The following is an 18,010-nucleotide window of genomic DNA, read 5'->3' as shown; positions in this document are numbered from 1 at the left end:
GGAGTGCGCTTGAGGTCAAATTTAGTGGGTCAATTTATAAATCACATCGACTCGATCACGGATAACAATCGTTGAATCTTGATAGCTCTGACTCACTTCTGCGCTATCGGCCATGCTGACTGAACGCATCATCACCGGCTGAGGAGTGATTGAACTGTATTCAATACGCCATACTGGACCCAACTTACTTTGAAACCCAGTAGCCAATGAATTGGCTTTTTGTTTGGCATCTTCAATCGCTGCCATTCTCGCTTGCTGTTGGTATTTCGCTTGTTCACTGACTTTTAGCTGAACGTTATCGACCTGATTAATGCCCAAAGCCAACGCTAAGTCTAAGTACTGATTCAAAGCACTGAGTTTTTCGACCTCAACGGTGACACTTCTCTGCGCTCGATAGCCAACTAACTCAGGCTGTCCAGACTTTGGATAATGATATTGAGGAGTGAGATACAAATTTGAGCTGGAGATATCTTCACTTTTTACGCCAGATTGCTTAAGGCTATCGACAAAGTCCGCGACCACTTTATCCACCGTGGCTTTCGCTTGCTCAGCATTCATCGTAGTTTCAACCACCTTCACAGAAAACTGCGCTCTGTCTGGTTGAGCAATGACTTCACCATAACCAGAAGTCACGATATGAGGAAAGTTCATTTGCTGAGCTTGCGCACTCACCGCCGTAAGACTGCATAAGACTATAAGCCATTGACATAGCGATTTCATATTACTCATCCTTTATGTTGGAAAATGTTGTGATAGATAAATCACGTTAACTCGTTATATCATCATAAACCAATATAGAGTGATTCACTTGGCATTGCTGATAAACTGACACCGTTTTAACTTATTGAACTCACTTAAACTTACTGTGGCAAATGTGTCCTCGCATAATTAACGATCCCTGTTGATAGCTGAGCTAAAATTCCCGTTTCTAATAGCCAATGATGCCAATAGATCACATTGGTTACGGTTTGCCCAGGCGTCACCTCAACCAACTCACCTTTTGCCAACTCCTCTACAATTTGTAAACGTGGAATTAAACAATAAGCCAACCCCGCTTTTGCAAGGGCAACGAAAGCCTCAGAGCTACCGACTTTATGATTGATCCGCATCTCACTCTGCACCGCAAAGTGCTGTTTTAAAAATTGTTTATGTTGGCTATCTTGCATATCAAATGATACCGATGGGGCATGGAGCAGAGTTTGCGCATTCACACCATTCGAAAAATAGCGCGTCATAAAGCTGGGGCTGGCGACACATAAGTAATCCATTTTGCCCAAGTATTCGGCTCGACACCCCGGTAACGGTTGATCATCTAAACTGATCGCTCCCACGACTTCGCCATTCTTCATTTTTTCTATCGAACGGGATTCATCAAGAATAGAGAATTGAAACGCGACGTTTTCTTTACTCATGATCGGCTGTAGAGCTGGAATGACCCAACTGGCTAAACTGTCAGCATTGGTAGCAATTGATAAGGTAACCGGACGTGCCGAGGTATCATTTAATAACTCTGGCATGGTTTCTTGCTCCAGCAAGAGAACCCGACGATACAAGCCAAGCAATTTTTTGCCTATCAGAGTTGGCTTCGGCGGGGCGCTACGCACCAGTGCTGGCTGTGCGATGAATTTCTCCAGTTGTTTGATACGCTGCGAAACAGCAGACTGAGAAATACACAGCTTTTCAGCCGCACGCTCAAAGCCTCCATATTGTAAAACCGCATCCAGTGCTTCTATCCATTTGTAATCTAAGCCACGCATTCTTGTTCACCCTACAGAAAATAAGCCAAGCTTATTTGATATTAAAATTATTAATTATACTAATCAAATAACTCTGGGTATCTTGCGGCCATTATTTAGCATTCTATTAATGAGACAACTGTGAACTTCTGGATTTTGCTACAAGGCTTCGGACTCGGGGCAACGATGATTATCCCCATCGGAGCACAAAACGCTTACGTGTTAAACCAAGGCATTAAACGTCATCACCATCTAACCACGGCAACCATCTGTAGCGTATTAGATGTTATCTTTATCTCCTTGGGAATATTTGGCGGCGGCGCATTGCTGTCACAAAATGAAAGTTTATTGATTGCGGTTACTTTAGGTGGGATCGCCTTTTTAACTGGCTACGGATTATTGGCATTAAAAACGGCTTTTAAACCATCGCAAAAACAAGAGTCTTCCTCTGAGATCACGGCAAGAGGTAAACGAACGGTGATTCTTGGGGCATTAGCGGTCACCGTACTGAACCCACATTTATACTTAGATACGGTGGTAATTTTAGGATCGATTGGTGGTCAATTTGAAGGCCATGATCGGCTTTCATTTGCCTTAGGAACGATGATCGCTTCCTTCGTATGGTTTTATTCATTATCGATAGGCGCAGCCAAATTAGGGCCAACCTTATCCAAACCCGCCGTCAAAAAAGGCATCGATCTGGTGATCGCGGCAATGATGTTTACCATTGCTTTTCTATTGGCGAATAACCTTCAGCAGTATTGGAACTAAAATAACAACGGAGGCCTTGGCCTCCGTTGTTATTTTCTACTGTTCATCTATTTACTCAGCTCAACCAATAACGTCCGTTAGCTGATTTTATTCAAATGAACATCCATTTGTGGGAACGGAATTTCAATACCATTTTCATCGAGCGCTTCTTTAATTTTATGCGTCAGTTCCCAATAAACGGGCCAGTAATCTGCACTCTCCACCCAAGGGCGAACAATAAAATTAATCGATGAATCACCGAGTTGATGTACTTCAACTCTCACCGCAGGATCTTTTAACACTCGAGGATCGCGCTCAACCACATCACGCAGTACCTGCTTGGTTTTATTTAGATCCGATTTATAAGATACGCCTATCAGTAAATCAACACGACGTGTGGCGTGGCGTGAATAATTGACAATTGCGCCATTCACTACCGCAGAGTTAGGTAATACCACCATTTTGTTATCGGGTGTTTTTAAAATCGTCTGAAAAATATGAATCGAATCAACCGATCCAGCGGTTCCAGCCACTTCGATATAATCACCCGATTTAAACGGACGGAAAGCAACGATTAAAACGCCAGCGGCAAAGTTGGATAAAGAGCCTTGCAGCGCTAAACCCACCGCTAAACCCGCCGCACCGATAATTGCCACAACGGAAGCAGTTTGGACTCCGATACGACTTAACGCGGCGACCAATACAATAATAAATAGCGTATAACGTACGATGCCTTGGATAAAATCAACAACCGCCTTATCCATCTCTTTTTTCATCAACACGTTTGCTAAGCTACCCGCAATCGTTTTGACTATGATGTTACCAATAAACAAAATCAAAATAGCGGAAATAATATTCACACCGTATTGAATAAATAAATCTGAGTTATTGGTTAACCAACTATTGACCTGATGTAAGCTTTCAACGCCAGGAACTTCTATTCCCACTGACTCATTCGCCATATTGTATATCCTCTACAATCAATGATATCGATATTGTTTTTTTGATGTATACAAAGGAGTGACAACTGCCCTATGTAATATCCCACGCAAAGTATACTAATTTAAATCTCAGCAAACATAAGATTATTCTTTAAACTAGCAGATCTATTTCCTAATCACTAGCCATAAAAAAAGCCGCCCTAACAAGGACGGCTAATGACTAACTAGACACTAATTACAGTACGTTAACAGCGTTAAGGTCTGCAAAAGCTTTCTCTAGACGAGCCACCATTGAGGTTTGGCCTGCACGTAGCCATACGCGTGGATCGTAGTATTTTTTGTTTGGTGCAGCTTCACCAGTTGGGTTACCGATTTGACCTTGTAGGTAATCGTGGTTTTCCGCTTCATATTTACGGATACCATCCCATGTTGCCCACTGAGTATCAGTATCGATGTTCATTTTGATAACACCGTAGCTGATTGACTCTTTGATTTCCGCTTCAGAAGAACCAGAACCACCGTGGAAAACAAAGTTTAGAGAATTAGCTGGAAGGCCAAATTTCTCAGAAACGTACGCTTGAGAATCACGTAGAATGGTTGGAGTCAATACCACGTTACCCGCTTGATAAACACCGTGTACGTTACCGAAAGAAGCAGCGATAGTGAAACGATGGCTGACTGCGCTGAGTTTTTCATAAGCGTAAGCCACGTCTTCTGGAGAAGTATACAGCTCAGATGAATCCATATGAGAGTTATCAACGCCGTCTTCTTCACCGCCAGTACAACCCAGTTCGATTTCGATGGTCATACCCATTTTCGCCATACGCTCTAGGTATTTCGCGCACGTTTCGACGTTTTCTTCTAAAGACTCTTCAGAAAGATCTAGCATGTGAGAAGAGAACAGAGGCTTACCTGTTTGAGCAAAGAACTCTTCGCCAGCATCAAGTAGACCATCGATCCAAGGCAGCAATTTCTTCGCAGCGTGGTCAGTGTGTAGAATCACTGGCACACCGTAAGTTTCAGCAACAGCGTGAACGTATTTTGCACCAGCTACTGCACCAAGGATTTGAGCACCTTGGCCTTCAAGTTTAACGCCTTTACCAGCAAAGAAAGCAGCGCCACCGTTAGAGAATTGCACCACGACTGGCGCTTTCACTTTGGCTGCAGCTTCTAGTACCGCGTTGATAGAGTCAGTATTAACAACGTTAACAGCAGGTAGAGCAAAGTTATGCTCTTTCGCTACTGCAAATACTTTCTGTACGTCATCACCAGAAATCACACCAGGTTTTACGAAATCGAAGATCTTAGACATGGATTTGATCCTATTTTTTCTGTCGTTTAAAAATAAAACAGTTAAGTTTACATTCTTGCAAACGTTTGCTCACAACTGGCGCTATTCTAGCAGAATAAATACCCTCGTGCAGCAAACAAGAAAGCGGGAGTTGCCCCCCGCTCTCATCGTCATTATGCTTTCGCGCGTGCTTCTAGCATTTCTACTGCTGGTAGAACTTTACCTTCAACAAATTCAAGGAAAGCACCGCCACCGGTTGAAATATAAGATACGTCAGCTTTGATACCAAACTTATCGATCGCTGCTAGCGTGTCACCGCCACCCGCTACTGAGAAACCTGCCGATTTGGCGATCGCTTCAGAGATACCTTTAGTACCGGCTTCGAAATTTTTGAATTCAAATACGCCGACTGGGCCATTCCACAAAATCGTTTTTGCGTTAGCGATGATTTCAGCCAATGCTGCGGTTGAATCTGGGCCTAGGTCGAAAATCATATCGTCATCTTGCACTTCAGAAACGTGCTTGATTTCCGCTGCGGCGTTTTCATCAAACGCTTTCGCACAAGCAACATCAGTCGCAAGAGGAATAGAGCACTCTTTCATTAACTTTTTCGCTGTATCAAGCAAGTCGGCTTCATAAAGAGATTTACCGACATTGTGACCCGCAGCGGCAATAAAGGTATTCGCGATACCACCGCCAACAACCAGTTGGTCAGCAATTTTAGAAAGGGATTCGAGTACGGTGAGTTTTGTTGATACTTTTGAACCACCAACGATAGCCACTAATGGACGCTCTGGGTTATCCATCGCTTTACCCAATGCTTCAAGTTCTGCAGCCAATAGTGGGCCAGCACAAGCGATCGGAGCGAACATACCAACGCCATGAGTCGACGCTTGAGCACGGTGAGCCGTACCAAACGCATCCATCACAAACACGTCACATAACGCTGCGTATTTTTTCGATAATTCTTCTTCGTTTTTCTTCTCGCCTTTGTTAAAGCGAACGTTTTCAAGAACGACCAATTCGCCAGCGTTCAATTCCAAACCATCAAGGTAATCTTTAGCCAGTTTAACTTCGCAATCTAACGCGTCTTTTAAGTAGTTAACGACGGGTAATAGAGAGAACTCTTCCGTGTATTCGCCTTCCGTTGGACGACCGAGGTGAGAAGTCACCATTACTTTAGCGCCAGCCGCTATGCAGTGCTGAATGGTTGGTAAAGACGCAAGAATACGTGCATCCGAAGTCACTTTGCCATCTTTCACTGGTACGTTTAGGTCAGCACGGATAAATACGCGTTTACCTGCTAGATCCAGGTCGGTCATCTTGATTACAGACATGGTTTGTCCTCTCAAATATTAATAAATAAAGTTTTTGGAAACCCGGCAACCTTGCCGAGCTTAGTTATTCTTCAAACTGGTTATTGATATGGAGACCGTCACGATGTATTTCAAGTTCAATACTCAGCCATCCCCATCATCCTGCTCCTACTCGGATGCTTGCATTGCGAGCGCCGTATCCAGCATGCGGTTCGCAAAGCCCCATTCGTTATCGCACCAAACCAACATTTTAACCAGTTGCCCGTTACTGACTCGGGTTTGTGAACCATCCACAATCGCACTGTGTGGATCATGGTTAAAATCGATGGATACCAATGGAGCTTCAGTATAGTCAACAATGCCATCTAATGTACACCGAGATGCGTGTATGATGGTTTGATTTACGTCATTAACTTTCACATTTGTATTTAATGTGACACTTAAATCCATCGCTGTGACGTTAACTGTTGGCACGCGCACTGAAATTGCCTCAAATTTGTTAGAAAATTTCGGAAAAATTCTTTCAATACCTTTATGCAATTTAGTATCAACGGGAATGATCGATTGGCTGGCTGAGCGTGTACGACGCAGATCGGTATGGTAAGCATCAATCACGGGCTGATCATTCATCGCTGAATGAATGGTGGTGATGGTACCAGAGTCAATACCAAAGGCTTCATCCAAGACTTTTATGATCGGCACAATGCAGTTGGTGGTACAAGAGCCATTGGACACCACGCGGTGCTCAGCAGTCAACGTTTGATGGTTAACACCATAAATGATGGTGTTATCGAGATCATGACTCCCGGGATGGGAAAAGAGCACTTTCTTAGCACCCGCGGTAATATGGGCTAGACCATCGGCTTTTGAACCATAGACTCCGGTACAATCGAGAACAATATCAACCCCAAGATCGCGCCAAGGCAGTAGTTTGATTTCGCTAAGATGAAGGATCCGAATCGAATCATAGACACCCGCCTCATGATGCACATAGATATGTTCTTGATCATTGGTGATTTTTTTACCAAAACGGCCATGACTCGTATCGTATTGCAGAAGGTGGGCCATCGCATCGGGTAATGCCAGTTCATTGACTGCCACTACTTTGATTTGCTGATTTTTTCCACTCTCATATATCGCTCGCAAGACATTGCGCCCGATACGCCCAAACCCATTGATCGCAACTTTAAGCATCATTCCATCGTCTTAATTGTTTTCGAGAGGAGGATAGTAACTGATAGCCTTTAAGAGCAACACCCCCACTCATCCATCGTCGATAAAAAAAGGCTCACTAAATAAAGTGAGCCCGGTATAACGCTTTTAGAAACTGATATCCGCCCCTATCCAGTAGCTGCGTCCATCCAGCACTTTGCCATGTTTATCTTGTGAAATATCGGTATCGGTGAGGTTATAGATACCAAACAGTAAACGTGTCTCTTTGTTAACTTGATAATTACCACCAATATCTAAGGTTTGGTAAGCATCGTATTTATCTCCAACAGCCCCGCCTCGCACAATCGCATATTCACTGCCTTTGAATTTGGCATGTGTCCAAAACGTTAGCTGCTCACTGGCATCCCAATCTAAATTGATGGATGCTTGATGGCGTGGAGTTCGACTTAATGGATCGCCACGATTCGCCCCACTGCGCTGCTCTGAGTCCGTAAAGGTATAGTTGGCCGATAGAGCGAGTTGTTCCATGACTGGTATTTTAAAACTGGTTTCTATCCCTTGAATCCGTGCTTTATCGACATTTTCTCGTTGCTGAATAAAATCATGCTGACTGCCTGAAGGTGAAACACATCCTCCACCGTTGCTGGCATCATCACATAGAGTGGTAATCAACACTTTATCTTTAAAGTCGGTATTAAATAAGCTGAGTGATGCCTGAAACCCTGTTGGTAGCTGATAGAAGATCGCAATTTCTTGGTTCAATGTTTTTTCAGGTTTGAGATCAGGGTTGCCTAAAATCACCCCATTACGACGCCCACCACCGGTCACTTGTCCCCAATCGCTAGAGACTTCACGCAACCCTGGAGCACTGAAGCCATTAGTCACGCCACCTTTTACCGTCCAGTGATCACTTAATTGCCAAACAGCATAGGCACGGGGGGTAATTTCATTGCCATAATGCTGATCGCGATTAAAACGTGCTCCAAGTGTTAAGGCAAAGTCTTGTGTCATTTGCCACTCATCTTCAATGAAAAAGGCACCGCGCCAACGTTCTAATGAATTTACGCTAGGATTGTATTTGTTACCCGCATCATCCAACGATTCGTTAAAGTATTGTCCACCAACAGTCACGAAATGATCGTCAAACGCACGTTGTAAACTGGCGTCAACCACTTGGTTAGTGATCGTCATTTGACGGCTTTCATTGTCTGTTTTTTCGTGACTATAGCTCAATTGGCTGGTTGCAAACTCCCAACGTCCTTCATGAGAAAGAGCATAATACGAACGTTCATAATCCCCTTGTGATGGACGTTCGGCACTTTTTTTAGAACTGTCCCGCTGTTGACGACTTTGATTAATATCGATACGAATATCTTGCGTGTCAGTCGGGGTGAGATCAAAACGGACATTGGCACTGTTCATCTCTTGTTCAGGGTAATAACCGATTTTGTCATCTTCAGCACGTCGAGAAACGGAACCAGAAAGCTGAACCCCAAGTAAACCATCAATCAAAGGACCAGCGATAGTTGCACTGGCTTGCTGGCTATCACCGGCATAACCACGATCGCGCAGTTGGCTTTCTAGACGAAGTGAACCATTCCAAGTATCCGACACTTTTTTAGTGATAATATTAATCACCCCGCCCATTGCATCAGAACCATACAACGAAGACATTGGGCCGCGTACAACCTCGATTCGTTCTATCATATTGAGTGGTGGGATCCAGCCTTGCTCTATGCCTGGTCCATCGCTGTTAGGGCGCGTTTGACGGCTGCCTTGTCTTTTTCCATCGACTAAAATCAGCGTATATTTAGCATCTAAGCCGCGAATACTAATGTCTTGACTGGCGCCGCCACCAGAAATATAAATGCCCGGTACCGAGCGCAACGCATCGGTTAAATCTCTAAATGAGCCCTTGGCCATCTCTTCGGCACTGATCACCGTGATACTGGCTGGCGCATTTCTCACCACCTGCTCAAAACCTGACGCAGTCACGACCAGTGTTTCGTCAACTTGACGCTCTTGCTGAGCACTCACTGGTACCGACGCAAATAGACCAAACGCTACGGCCAAAGCGACGCGGGTTGGATTTAATCTAGACATTCACCACTCCATAAATGATAATGATTATTAATTTCGAAGTGGAATTATTCACAATTTGAATCATTGAGATAGACCGACAGATGGAATAGTCAGTCCCAGATATGGAACAACACGATTATTGAATAACGAGGTCACTGTTATCATGCATGATTTAAGTGCTATCAAAGCCTTCCATGCACTCTGTCAGCACAAAAGTCTGACCGCTGCCGCTAAAGCGCTTGAACAACCAAAATCGACACTAAGTCGACGGCTTGCTATGCTCGAAAGTGATTTAGGGCAAGCGCTGATCACTCGTCAAGGCAACCGACTCACATTAACTAAGGCCGGACAAGTGTTTGCCGTTTATAGCGAGCAATTAGTTGAATTGGCATCAAAAGGTATTGAAGCTCTTCAAGAGCTGAACAATCAAATCAGCGGTAACCTGACGTTAGTCGTTCATCCCAACTTAGTCCGAGGGTGGATAAGCCACGTTCTCGATGAGTTTATGCTGGCACACCCCGAAGTAACCATTCGAGTACACAGTCACTACGTAGCCGAAAATAGCCTGTTAGAACCTGATTTGATGATTTGGATCGGGGCTATCACCCCCTCTGGATGGCGACGCGAGCTTCTCGGTAATTGGCATTATTCACCGTACGCTTCTCCGAATTATTTAGCCACTCACCCTAAGCCCGAACATCCTGAGCAGCTTATAAATCATACTTGGATAGATTTTATCGCCTGTCGCCAAGAAGGATTAACCCTAACTCATCAGACTCAAGGAGATTGGGTATTACCAGCTCTGAAAAGTCGTTTACAAAGTGATAGCTTAGCCATGCAAGCCGACGCGATAGCCAAAGGGCGAGGAATTGGCTTGCTACCCACTTGGTTTGCAGAAGGCTTTGAACGCGCTCATCCGGGGAGTCTTGCTGCTTGTTTACCAGAGTGGTTATCTCCACCCAGTGAGGTGGCTTGTTACTATCCAGCGGGGCGTCACCCTTTGCGTTTACGCTTGTTTATTGATGCTTTGCGTCATGCTTGCCCTAATGAATGGAAAACGGCTTAGCTCCATAGAAAAAGCCCAGCAAATAAGCTGGGCTCAGTTAGAACTCAATATCAACCATTAAGCCAGTAGTTCGTTTAAGCCAACAGTTCGTTAGCTGTTTTCACCACATTTTCAGTCGTAAAACCAAACATTTTGAACAGTTGATCCGCTGGTGCCGATTCACCGAACGTCGTCATGCCGATGATCTTGCCGCCAAACCCAACGTACTTGTACCAGAAATCCGCAATGCCTGCTTCAATCGCGATACGTTTGGTCACGTCTGCAGGTAATACCGCTTCACGATACGCTGCATCTTGCTTGTCGAAAGCATCGGTCGATGGCATTGAAACCACGCGAACGTGCTTACCTTCAGCGGTTAGCTGCTCTGCCGCTTTCACCGCTAGCTCCACTTCAGAGCCGGTCGCAATCAAGATAAGCTCTGGTTTGCCAGCGCAATCTTTAAGGATATAACCACCTTTGGCGATATCAGCCACTTGCGCTGCCGTACGAGACTGCTGAGCGAGGTTTTGACGTGAGAAGATCAACGCTGATGGCGCCTCTTTACGTTCAATGGCCAGTTTCCAGGCGACTGCAGATTCCACTTGGTCACAGGGACGCCATGTGCTCATATTCGGAGTTAAACGCAGTGAAGCGATTTGCTCAACCGGTTGGTGAGTCGGGCCATCTTCACCCAAACCAATCGAGTCATGAGTATAAACCTGAATGTTTTGGATCTTCATCAGCGCCGCCATACGCATTGCGTTACGAGCGTATTCCATAAACATTAAGAAGGTCGCGCCATAAGGGACAAAGCCACCGTGCAACGCGATACCGTTCATAATAGCCGTCATACCAAATTCGCGTACGCCGTAATGGATGTAGTTGCCAGAGAAATCTTCAGCGGTGAGTGATTTTGAGCCAGACCACATGGTCAAGTTTGATGGCGCTAAGTCTGCGGAGCCGCCCATAAATTCTGGTAATAATTTACCGAACGCTTCAAGGGCATTTTGCGAGGCTTTACGTGACGCAATATTGGCAGGGTTAGCTTGTAATTCAGCAATGATAGCATTGGCTTGCTCTTCCCACTGCGCTGGAAGGTCACCATTAACACGGCGTTTGAACTCAGTCGCTTCTACTGGGTACTCGGCAGCGTAAGCGGCAAATTTTTCATCCCAAGCCGCTTCTTTAGCTTGGCCCGCTTCTTTGGCGTCCCACTGAGCGTAAATATCAGCCGGAATTTCAAATGGAGCGTATTGCCAACCCAAGAATTCACGCGCCGCTTTAATTTCATCGTGGCCTAATGGCGCGCCATGGCAGTCATGAGAACCCGCTTTATTGGGCGAGCCAAAACCGATGATGGTTTTGGTACAGATCAATGTTGGACGAGGATCGGCTTTGGCGGCTTCAATTGCTGCGTTAATCGCCTCTGCATCGTGACCATCAACCGCTGGGATCACATGCCAACCATAGGCTTCAAAACGCTTAGGCGTGTCATCAGAGAACCAGCCTTCAACGTGGCCGTCAATCGAGATGCCGTTGTCATCCCAAAACGCGATAAGCTTACCAAGGCCAAGCGTGCCAGCCAGTGAGCAGGCTTCGTGAGAAATGCCTTCCATCAAGCAGCCATCACCCATAAAGACATAAGTAAAGTGATCAACGATGTCGTGACCTGGCTTGTTGAACTGAGCCGCGAGCGCTTTTTCAGCCATCGCCATGCCCACTGCATTAGTAATCCCCTGACCTAGAGGACCAGTCGTGGTTTCAATACCTGGCGCGTAACCGTATTCTGGATGACCTGGGGTTTTGGAATGCAACTGACGAAAGTTTTTCAGATCATCAATCGATAACTCATAACCACTTAGGTGCAGCAGTGAGTAAATCAGCATTGAGCCATGGCCGTTAGACAACACAAAACGGTCGCGGTCAGCCCATTGTGGATTGTGCGGATTATGGTTGAGGTGTGAGCGCCACAGCACTTCAGCGATATCCGCCATGCCCATTGGGGCTCCCGGATGCCCAGAGTTAGCTTGTTGAACACCATCCATGCTTAACGCACGAATCGCGTTAGCCAGTTGTTTACGCGAAGACATATCAGCTCCTAAAAAGCGATGAAATAAAAAGCGATCTCCCAAACCAATCAAAGTTGCAAATCAACGATGGGTGCTCTCGCTCCTACCAGCAACATTATTGCTCTGAATAGAAGGCAAACCAAATCACTGAACCGCCGCCGCTTAAAGTGGGAAGGGTATAGAAAAAGTGCTCAATATTGTCGCAAAGCCCCTTACGCTCTGCAAACCTTTTACTGCCTCTTAGGCTGATTTTTGCAATCGGTTACATGAAATTTCATCGTAATTATAAAAACATCACAAAACCAAGCAAACGTTTGGCCATAAGATAAACTAAAAAAGAGCTTGTAATTTGAGCATTGAAAACTAGAATAGACGTCTAGATGTAGAAACGCCTACATATTGAACAATTTTACCGACGCGTTTATCGAATAACGGGTCGCTACTAATATGAAAATTGGAGCTATCATGGCTAAACATTTGTTTACTTCTGAATCTGTATCAGAAGGTCATCCTGATAAAATTGCCGACCAAATCTCTGACGCGGTTCTTGATGCCATTTTAGAACAAGATCCAAAAGCTCGTGTCGCGTGTGAAACCTATGTCAAAACCGGAATGGTCATGGTTGGCGGTGAAGTAACGACGTCAGCGTGGGTGGATATTGAAGAGCTTACTCGCCAAACGGTACGTGAAATTGGTTATGTTAACTCTGAGATGGGCTTTGATGCCAACTCGTGTGCGGTACTCAATACCATTGGTAAACAGTCACCAGATATCAACCAAGGCGTTGATAAAGCCGATCCTAAAGATCAAGGCGCAGGTGACCAAGGCATCATGTTTGGTTACGCTTGTAACGAAACCGAAGTGCTGATGCCTGCACCGATTACCTATGCACACCGTTTAATGCAGCGTCAAGCTGAAGTGCGTAAAAATGGTAGCCTAGCTTGGTTGCGCCCTGATGCAAAATCTCAGGTCACTTTCCAATATGACCAAGGTAAGATCGTCGGTATTGATGCTGTGGTACTGTCTACTCAGCATTGTGATTCCGTTTCCACCGCTGATCTACGTGAAGGCGTGATGGAAGAGATCATCAAGCCTGTTCTACCTGCAGAATGGCTAACCAAAGACACCAAATACTTCATTAACCCAACTGGTCGTTTCGTGATTGGTGGTCCAATGGGTGACTGTGGCTTAACGGGTCGTAAAATTATCGTCGATACCTACGGCGGCGCAGCACGTCATGGTGGTGGTGCTTTCTCTGGTAAAGATCCATCAAAAGTTGACCGTTCAGCCGCTTACGCTGCTCGCTATGTTGCCAAAAACATTGTGGCTGCCGGTCTTGCGGATCGCTGTGAGATTCAACTTTCTTACGCCATTGGTGTCGCTGATCCAACGTCGATCATGGTAGAAACCTTCGGTAGCGAGAAAGTACCACACGATATTATCATTGAAGCGGTTCGTCAGTTCTTCGACTTACGTCCTTACGGTTTGCAAGAAATGCTCAGCTTACTACAGCCGATCTACAAGAAAACCGCCGCTTATGGTCACTTTGGTCGCGAAGAATTCCCTTGGGAAGCGACAGATAAAGCTGCCCTATTGCGTGACTTTGCCGGTTTAAAATAATTATCCATAGCCGAAATGGCTTACTCTCCAACGAGTGGTAAGCCATGATTGGATAAACCTCAGATCCGTCTGAGGTTTTTTATTGGAGGTCCTTTGATCAATTTTGAATTGCATTATCGTGCCCAGCAGCAAATACAACGCTGTATTGAACGGGCCTCAGAATACTTTAATACCCCTTTCTCCCGACCAAACCTCAGCCTAAAACTACGCGGTAAAACCGCAGGTAAAGCCTATTTGCAACGCTGGGAAATTCGCTTAAATCCGATTTTATTGGCTGAAAATCCGCAAGCTTTTATCGATGAAGTGATCCCCCATGAAATTGCTCACCTGATCACTTATCAACGTTATGGACGAGTACGTCCTCACGGTCGTGAATGGCAATCCGTTATGTCACAGGTGTTTAATCTGCCCCCCAGAACCACTCACAGCTTCGATGTTGGCTCTGTCCAGGGTAAAACCTTTGCTTATCGCTGCGCGTGTCAAGTTCACTCATTATCAATTCGTCGTCATAACAAGGTGTTACGTCAACAAAGCAGCTATCATTGCCGCCACTGTCAAACACCTCTGGTCTTTACTGGATAAACCGACTCCTCATTCATCTATCAATAGGCAAGTCATTTTTTGAGTGGTAGACTGCGAAAAATCATACTTATCTCAGTCTTTTGCCATGTTTTATTTACGTTTGCTGTCGATTTTAGGTTTATTTGTTTTTACTACCAGTAGCCTCGCTGCTGCCCCAACTTCTTTTGCTCAAGCCAAACGTATCGCCGTTAAACTTTATCAAGATCATCCGGTTAGCTTCTACTGTGGCTGTGAGATTAGCTGGCAAGGTCAACGAGGTATTCCTGATCTTGAAGGCTGTGGCTATGAAGTTCGCAAACAAGCCACCCGCGCCAATCGAATTGAATGGGAGCACGTGGTGCCTGCTTGGCAGTTTGGTCATCAGTTACAATGTTGGCAAGAAGGCGGGCGCAAACACTGTGCACGCCACGATGAGCAATTTCGTCAAATGGAGGCCGATTTACACAACCTCACTCCCGCGATTGGTGAAGTGAATGGCGATCGCTCTAACTTCAATTTTAGTCAATGGAATGGGATTGATGGCGCGACGTATGGTCGCTGTGAAATGCAAATTAACTTTGCTCAGCGTAAGGCTATGCCGCCGACAAGAGCTCGTGGCGCTATCGCCCGTACCTATTTGTATATGAGTCAGCACTATGGGTTTAAGCTATCTAAGCAACAAGCACAATTAATGCAGGTTTGGGATAATCAATACCCGGCTGATGAATGGGAGTGTGAACGTAACCGACGCATTACCACCATTCAAGGTCACTCTAATCCATTTGTTGATACACAGTGTTCTCGTCGCCACCGTGAATAGAGCCAAGATCGTCATCAACAACAATGACTAAAACTTCAAGCTGAGCGCTTAAACGAATAGGGACAGTGTCATCGCATCTTAAACGGTGACCGTCCCTCAAACGCCGCAGAAAAAGATATTTCCCTTCAACGCGGTGATCAGGTGAGCTATCATCACTAGATTGTGGTTATCAAGACATCGGTCGGGTAACACGGATACTCCATGACTTGAACCCGTCACTTAACGTACCAATATTATCCATACTGTGCGATCTTCAAGTCACCAAAGTATCGCTTTGTCATCAATTATTAGGAACTTGGCATGCGTATTCCTCGAATTTATCATCCCTCCCCTATCCACCAATTGGGCACGCTTGCCCTCAGTGACGACGCCGCCAATCATATCGGTAAAGTTCTGCGTATGCAGCCCGGTCAATCGGTGACGTTGTTTGATGGGAGTGATGCTGAATTTCCTGCGGTGATCAGTGAGATCAGCAAAAAACAGCTGACCGTTGACATTCAGCAACGCATTGAAAAAAGCATTGAATCACCGCTCAATTTACATCTTGGGCAAGTGATTTCTCGTGGTGATAAAATGGAATTCACCATCCAAAAATCGGTCGAGCTTGGCGTGAATACTATTACGCCTTTATTATCAGAGCGTTGTGGGGTAAAACTGGATCCAAAACGCTTTGAAAAAAAACTTCTGCAATGGCAAAAGATAGCGATTGCTGCCTGCGAACAATGTGGCCGAAATCGGATCCCTGTCATCCGCCCAGTGATGGAATTAGAAGCTTGGTGCGCTGAGCCTAGTCAGGCACTTAAACTCAATTTACACCCTCGCGCGTCCTATTCGATCAATACCTTACCTGAGCCGGTAAGCAACGTCCGTTTATTGATAGGTCCAGAAGGTGGCCTATCTGAGCAAGAAATTGCCATGACCGAACAATACCACTTTGCAGAAACGCTGCTCGGTCCTCGCGTATTGCGCACCGAAACCGCAGCACTGACTGCCATTACAGCGCTACAAGTTCGTTTCGGCGATCTTGGCTAACTCGGAGAAATTCAATGATTAAACTTGGCATCGTGATGGATCCCATTTCATCAATTAATATTAAAAAAGATTCCAGCTTTGCCATGATGCTTGAAGCACAGCGTCGTGGTTATCAAATTCATTACATGGAAATGGCTGATCTGCACTTAGAACAAGGTGTGGCTATGGCGGATACCAAAGTGGTCAGCGTCAAAGAAGATCCCGCGGCTTGGTATCAATTTCAGTCTGAGCAAACCATTCGTCTCGCAGATCTTGATGCCGTATTGATGCGCAAAGATCCCCCTTTTGATACCGAGTATATTTACGCAACGTATATTCTGGAAAGAGCGGAAGAAGAAGGCACACTGATCGTCAATAAACCGCAAAGCCTGCGTGATTGTAATGAAAAATTATTTACCGCTTGGTTTCCAGAATTAACGCCTACCACACTGGTGACTCGTAAAGCGGAAAAAATTAAAGCCTTTCGTGAGCAACACGGCGATGTGATCTTAAAACCGCTCGATGGTATGGGTGGCTCATCGATTTTTCGCATTAAACAAGGCGATCCTAACGTATCGGTGATCATCGAAACGCTGACCAACCACGGACAAACCTACTGCATGGCACAAACCTTTGTCCCCGATATCAGTAACGGTGACAAACGAATTTTAGTCGTCGATGGTGAGCCAATGCCATACTGCTTAGCACGTATTCCTGCTCAAGGTGAGACCCGTGGTAACTTAGCGGCTGGAGGAAGGGGAGAAGCTCGACCACTGAGTGAAACCGATAAAGCGATTGCGTTAGCTGTGGCTCCAACATTAAAAGAAAAAGGCTTGATCTTTGTCGGTCTTGATGTGATTGGTGATAAACTCACCGAAATCAATGTCACTAGCCCAACCTGTATTCGTGAAATCGAAGCCGCTTTTGATATCTCGATTACCGGCAAGCTGATGGATGCGATTGAACGTCGTATTAAGGCTTTATCTATGTAGGAGCTTAACGCTCCTCAATACCAAAGGATTGAAGATTAGATGAATCTGACTAATCATTTTCTCGTTGCCATGCCCAGTATGCAAGATCCTTACTTCAAACGCAGCGTGATCTACGTCTGCGAACATAATGAAGAGGGTGCAATGGGGCTAATGATCAATGCTCCGATCGATATTACGGTCAGTGGGATGCTAAAACAGGTCGAGATCGAGCCCGCTTACCCACACTCTCGAGAGCAAAGCCTAAAGAAACCGGTCTTTAACGGTGGGCCGATTTCCGAAGATCGTGGATTTGTTCTGCATCGAATGAAAGATCATTATGAGTCGACCATGAAGATGACCGACGATATTGCGGTAACCACTTCGAAAGATATCCTCTGTGTACTCGGTACTGAGGCGGAACCGAATGGTTATATTGTCGCATTAGGTTATTCTGGTTGGTCTCCAGGCCAATTAGAACAAGAGTTAACCGAAAACTCTTGGCTAACCATTGAAGCGGATGCCGATTTAATCTTTGATACGCCAGTCCATGAAAAATGGCAAAAAGCGATTCAAAAATTAGGCATTAATCCCGCCCAACTGGCTCCTCAATCAGGCCATGCCTAA

16 protein-coding genes are annotated in these 18,010 nt (G+C 45.3%); 8 read left to right on the top strand and 8 right to left on the bottom strand.

All coding sequences use genetic code 11. The annotated features are described in order from the left end of the window. Window positions 1-21: 21 nt before the first annotated feature. Window positions 22-720, bottom strand: a complete 699-nt coding sequence (locus FKN88_RS06595; protein ID WP_158137792.1) for an oxidative stress defense protein — start codon at window positions 718-720, stop codon at window positions 22-24. Between the two features lie 140 nt (window positions 721-860). Further along, entirely contained in the window at window positions 861-1,757 is an 897-nt protein-coding gene (locus tag FKN88_RS06590) for a LysR family transcriptional regulator ArgP (RefSeq protein ID WP_158137790.1), read from the bottom strand. A gap of 120 nt (window positions 1,758-1,877) precedes the next feature. Here FKN88_RS06590 and FKN88_RS06585 point away from each other — a divergent pair, with 120 nt between their 5' ends. Then, complete coding sequence (locus FKN88_RS06585; RefSeq protein ID WP_154169220.1) at window positions 1,878-2,507, top strand: LysE/ArgO family amino acid transporter; 630 nt, start codon at window positions 1,878-1,880, stop codon at window positions 2,505-2,507. Between the two features lie 77 nt (window positions 2,508-2,584). On the opposite strand, the gene mscS is transcribed toward FKN88_RS06585, so the two are convergent. The 5 genes from mscS to FKN88_RS06560 all read right to left on the bottom strand — a co-directional run bounded on the left by mscS (window position 2,585) and on the right by FKN88_RS06560 (window position 9,310). After that, window positions 2,585-3,448 carry a small-conductance mechanosensitive channel MscS gene (gene mscS, locus FKN88_RS06580; RefSeq protein WP_154169222.1) on the bottom strand — a complete coding sequence of 288 codons (864 nt, stop codon included), beginning with the start codon at window positions 3,446-3,448 and terminating at the stop codon, window positions 2,585-2,587. 214 nt (window positions 3,449-3,662) lie between these two features. Next, window positions 3,663-4,739 carry a class II fructose-bisphosphate aldolase gene (gene fbaA / locus FKN88_RS06575; protein WP_004396043.1) on the bottom strand — a complete coding sequence of 359 codons (1,077 nt, stop codon included), beginning with the start codon at window positions 4,737-4,739 and terminating at the stop codon, window positions 3,663-3,665. 152 nt (window positions 4,740-4,891) lie between these two features. Then, window positions 4,892-6,055, bottom strand: coding sequence for a phosphoglycerate kinase (locus FKN88_RS06570; RefSeq protein ID WP_040904704.1), 1,164 nt, complete (start codon window positions 6,053-6,055; stop codon window positions 4,892-4,894). A gap of 147 nt (window positions 6,056-6,202) precedes the next feature. Next, window positions 6,203-7,228 (bottom strand): erythrose-4-phosphate dehydrogenase, encoded by a 1,026-nt coding sequence (gene epd, locus FKN88_RS06565; protein ID WP_154170701.1) that lies wholly within the window; start codon window positions 7,226-7,228, stop codon window positions 6,203-6,205. A 126-nt stretch (window positions 7,229-7,354) separates the two neighbouring features. Beyond that, window positions 7,355-9,310 carry a TonB-dependent receptor domain-containing protein gene (locus FKN88_RS06560; RefSeq protein WP_154169224.1) on the bottom strand — a complete coding sequence of 652 codons (1,956 nt, stop codon included), beginning with the start codon at window positions 9,308-9,310 and terminating at the stop codon, window positions 7,355-7,357. Between the two features lie 142 nt (window positions 9,311-9,452). Here FKN88_RS06560 and FKN88_RS06555 point away from each other — a divergent pair, with 142 nt between their 5' ends. Continuing rightward, window positions 9,453-10,355, top strand: coding sequence for a LysR family transcriptional regulator (locus FKN88_RS06555; RefSeq protein ID WP_154169226.1), 903 nt, complete (start codon window positions 9,453-9,455; stop codon window positions 10,353-10,355). A 74-nt stretch (window positions 10,356-10,429) separates the two neighbouring features. On the opposite strand, the gene tkt is transcribed toward FKN88_RS06555, so the two are convergent. Then, window positions 10,430-12,424 carry a transketolase gene (gene tkt, locus FKN88_RS06550; protein ID WP_154169228.1) on the bottom strand — a complete coding sequence of 665 codons (1,995 nt, stop codon included), beginning with the start codon at window positions 12,422-12,424 and terminating at the stop codon, window positions 10,430-10,432. 444 nt (window positions 12,425-12,868) lie between these two features. Here tkt and metK point away from each other — a divergent pair, with 444 nt between their 5' ends. The 6 genes from metK to FKN88_RS06520 all read left to right on the top strand — a co-directional run bounded on the left by metK (window position 12,869) and on the right by FKN88_RS06520 (window position 18,010). Further along, on the top strand, window positions 12,869-14,023 hold the full coding sequence (metK, locus tag FKN88_RS06545) for a methionine adenosyltransferase (RefSeq protein WP_154169230.1): 1,155 nt from the start codon (window positions 12,869-12,871) through the stop codon (window positions 14,021-14,023). Between the two features lie 93 nt (window positions 14,024-14,116). Beyond that, the gene (locus FKN88_RS06540; protein WP_158137784.1) at window positions 14,117-14,605 is read left to right on the top strand and encodes a SprT family zinc-dependent metalloprotease; all 489 of its coding nucleotides are present in this window, start codon (window positions 14,117-14,119) and stop codon (window positions 14,603-14,605) included. 85 nt (window positions 14,606-14,690) lie between these two features. After that, complete coding sequence (locus FKN88_RS06535; RefSeq protein ID WP_161439132.1) at window positions 14,691-15,404, top strand: endonuclease; 714 nt, start codon at window positions 14,691-14,693, stop codon at window positions 15,402-15,404. Window positions 15,405-15,704: 300 nt separating this feature from the next. Then, window positions 15,705-16,436: a 16S rRNA (uracil(1498)-N(3))-methyltransferase gene (gene rsmE / locus FKN88_RS06530; protein WP_154169232.1), complete on the top strand. Its 732-nt coding sequence runs from the start codon at window positions 15,705-15,707 to the stop codon at window positions 16,434-16,436. 14 nt (window positions 16,437-16,450) lie between these two features. Next, a complete protein-coding gene (gshB, locus tag FKN88_RS06525; protein ID WP_158137782.1) occupies window positions 16,451-17,407 on the top strand; it encodes a glutathione synthase in 957 nt (318 codons plus the stop codon). A 39-nt stretch (window positions 17,408-17,446) separates the two neighbouring features. Then, the gene (locus FKN88_RS06520) at window positions 17,447-18,010 is read left to right on the top strand and encodes a YqgE/AlgH family protein (protein WP_040904706.1); all 564 of its coding nucleotides are present in this window, start codon (window positions 17,447-17,449) and stop codon (window positions 18,008-18,010) included.

The organism is Vibrio sp. 2017_1457_13 (assembly GCF_030851525.1).
Lineage (GTDB): Bacteria > Pseudomonadota > Gammaproteobacteria > Enterobacterales > Vibrionaceae > Vibrio > Vibrio metschnikovii.
Note: the sequence above shows the minus strand (reverse complement) of the source record. Positions and strands in the feature narration are given on the sequence as shown.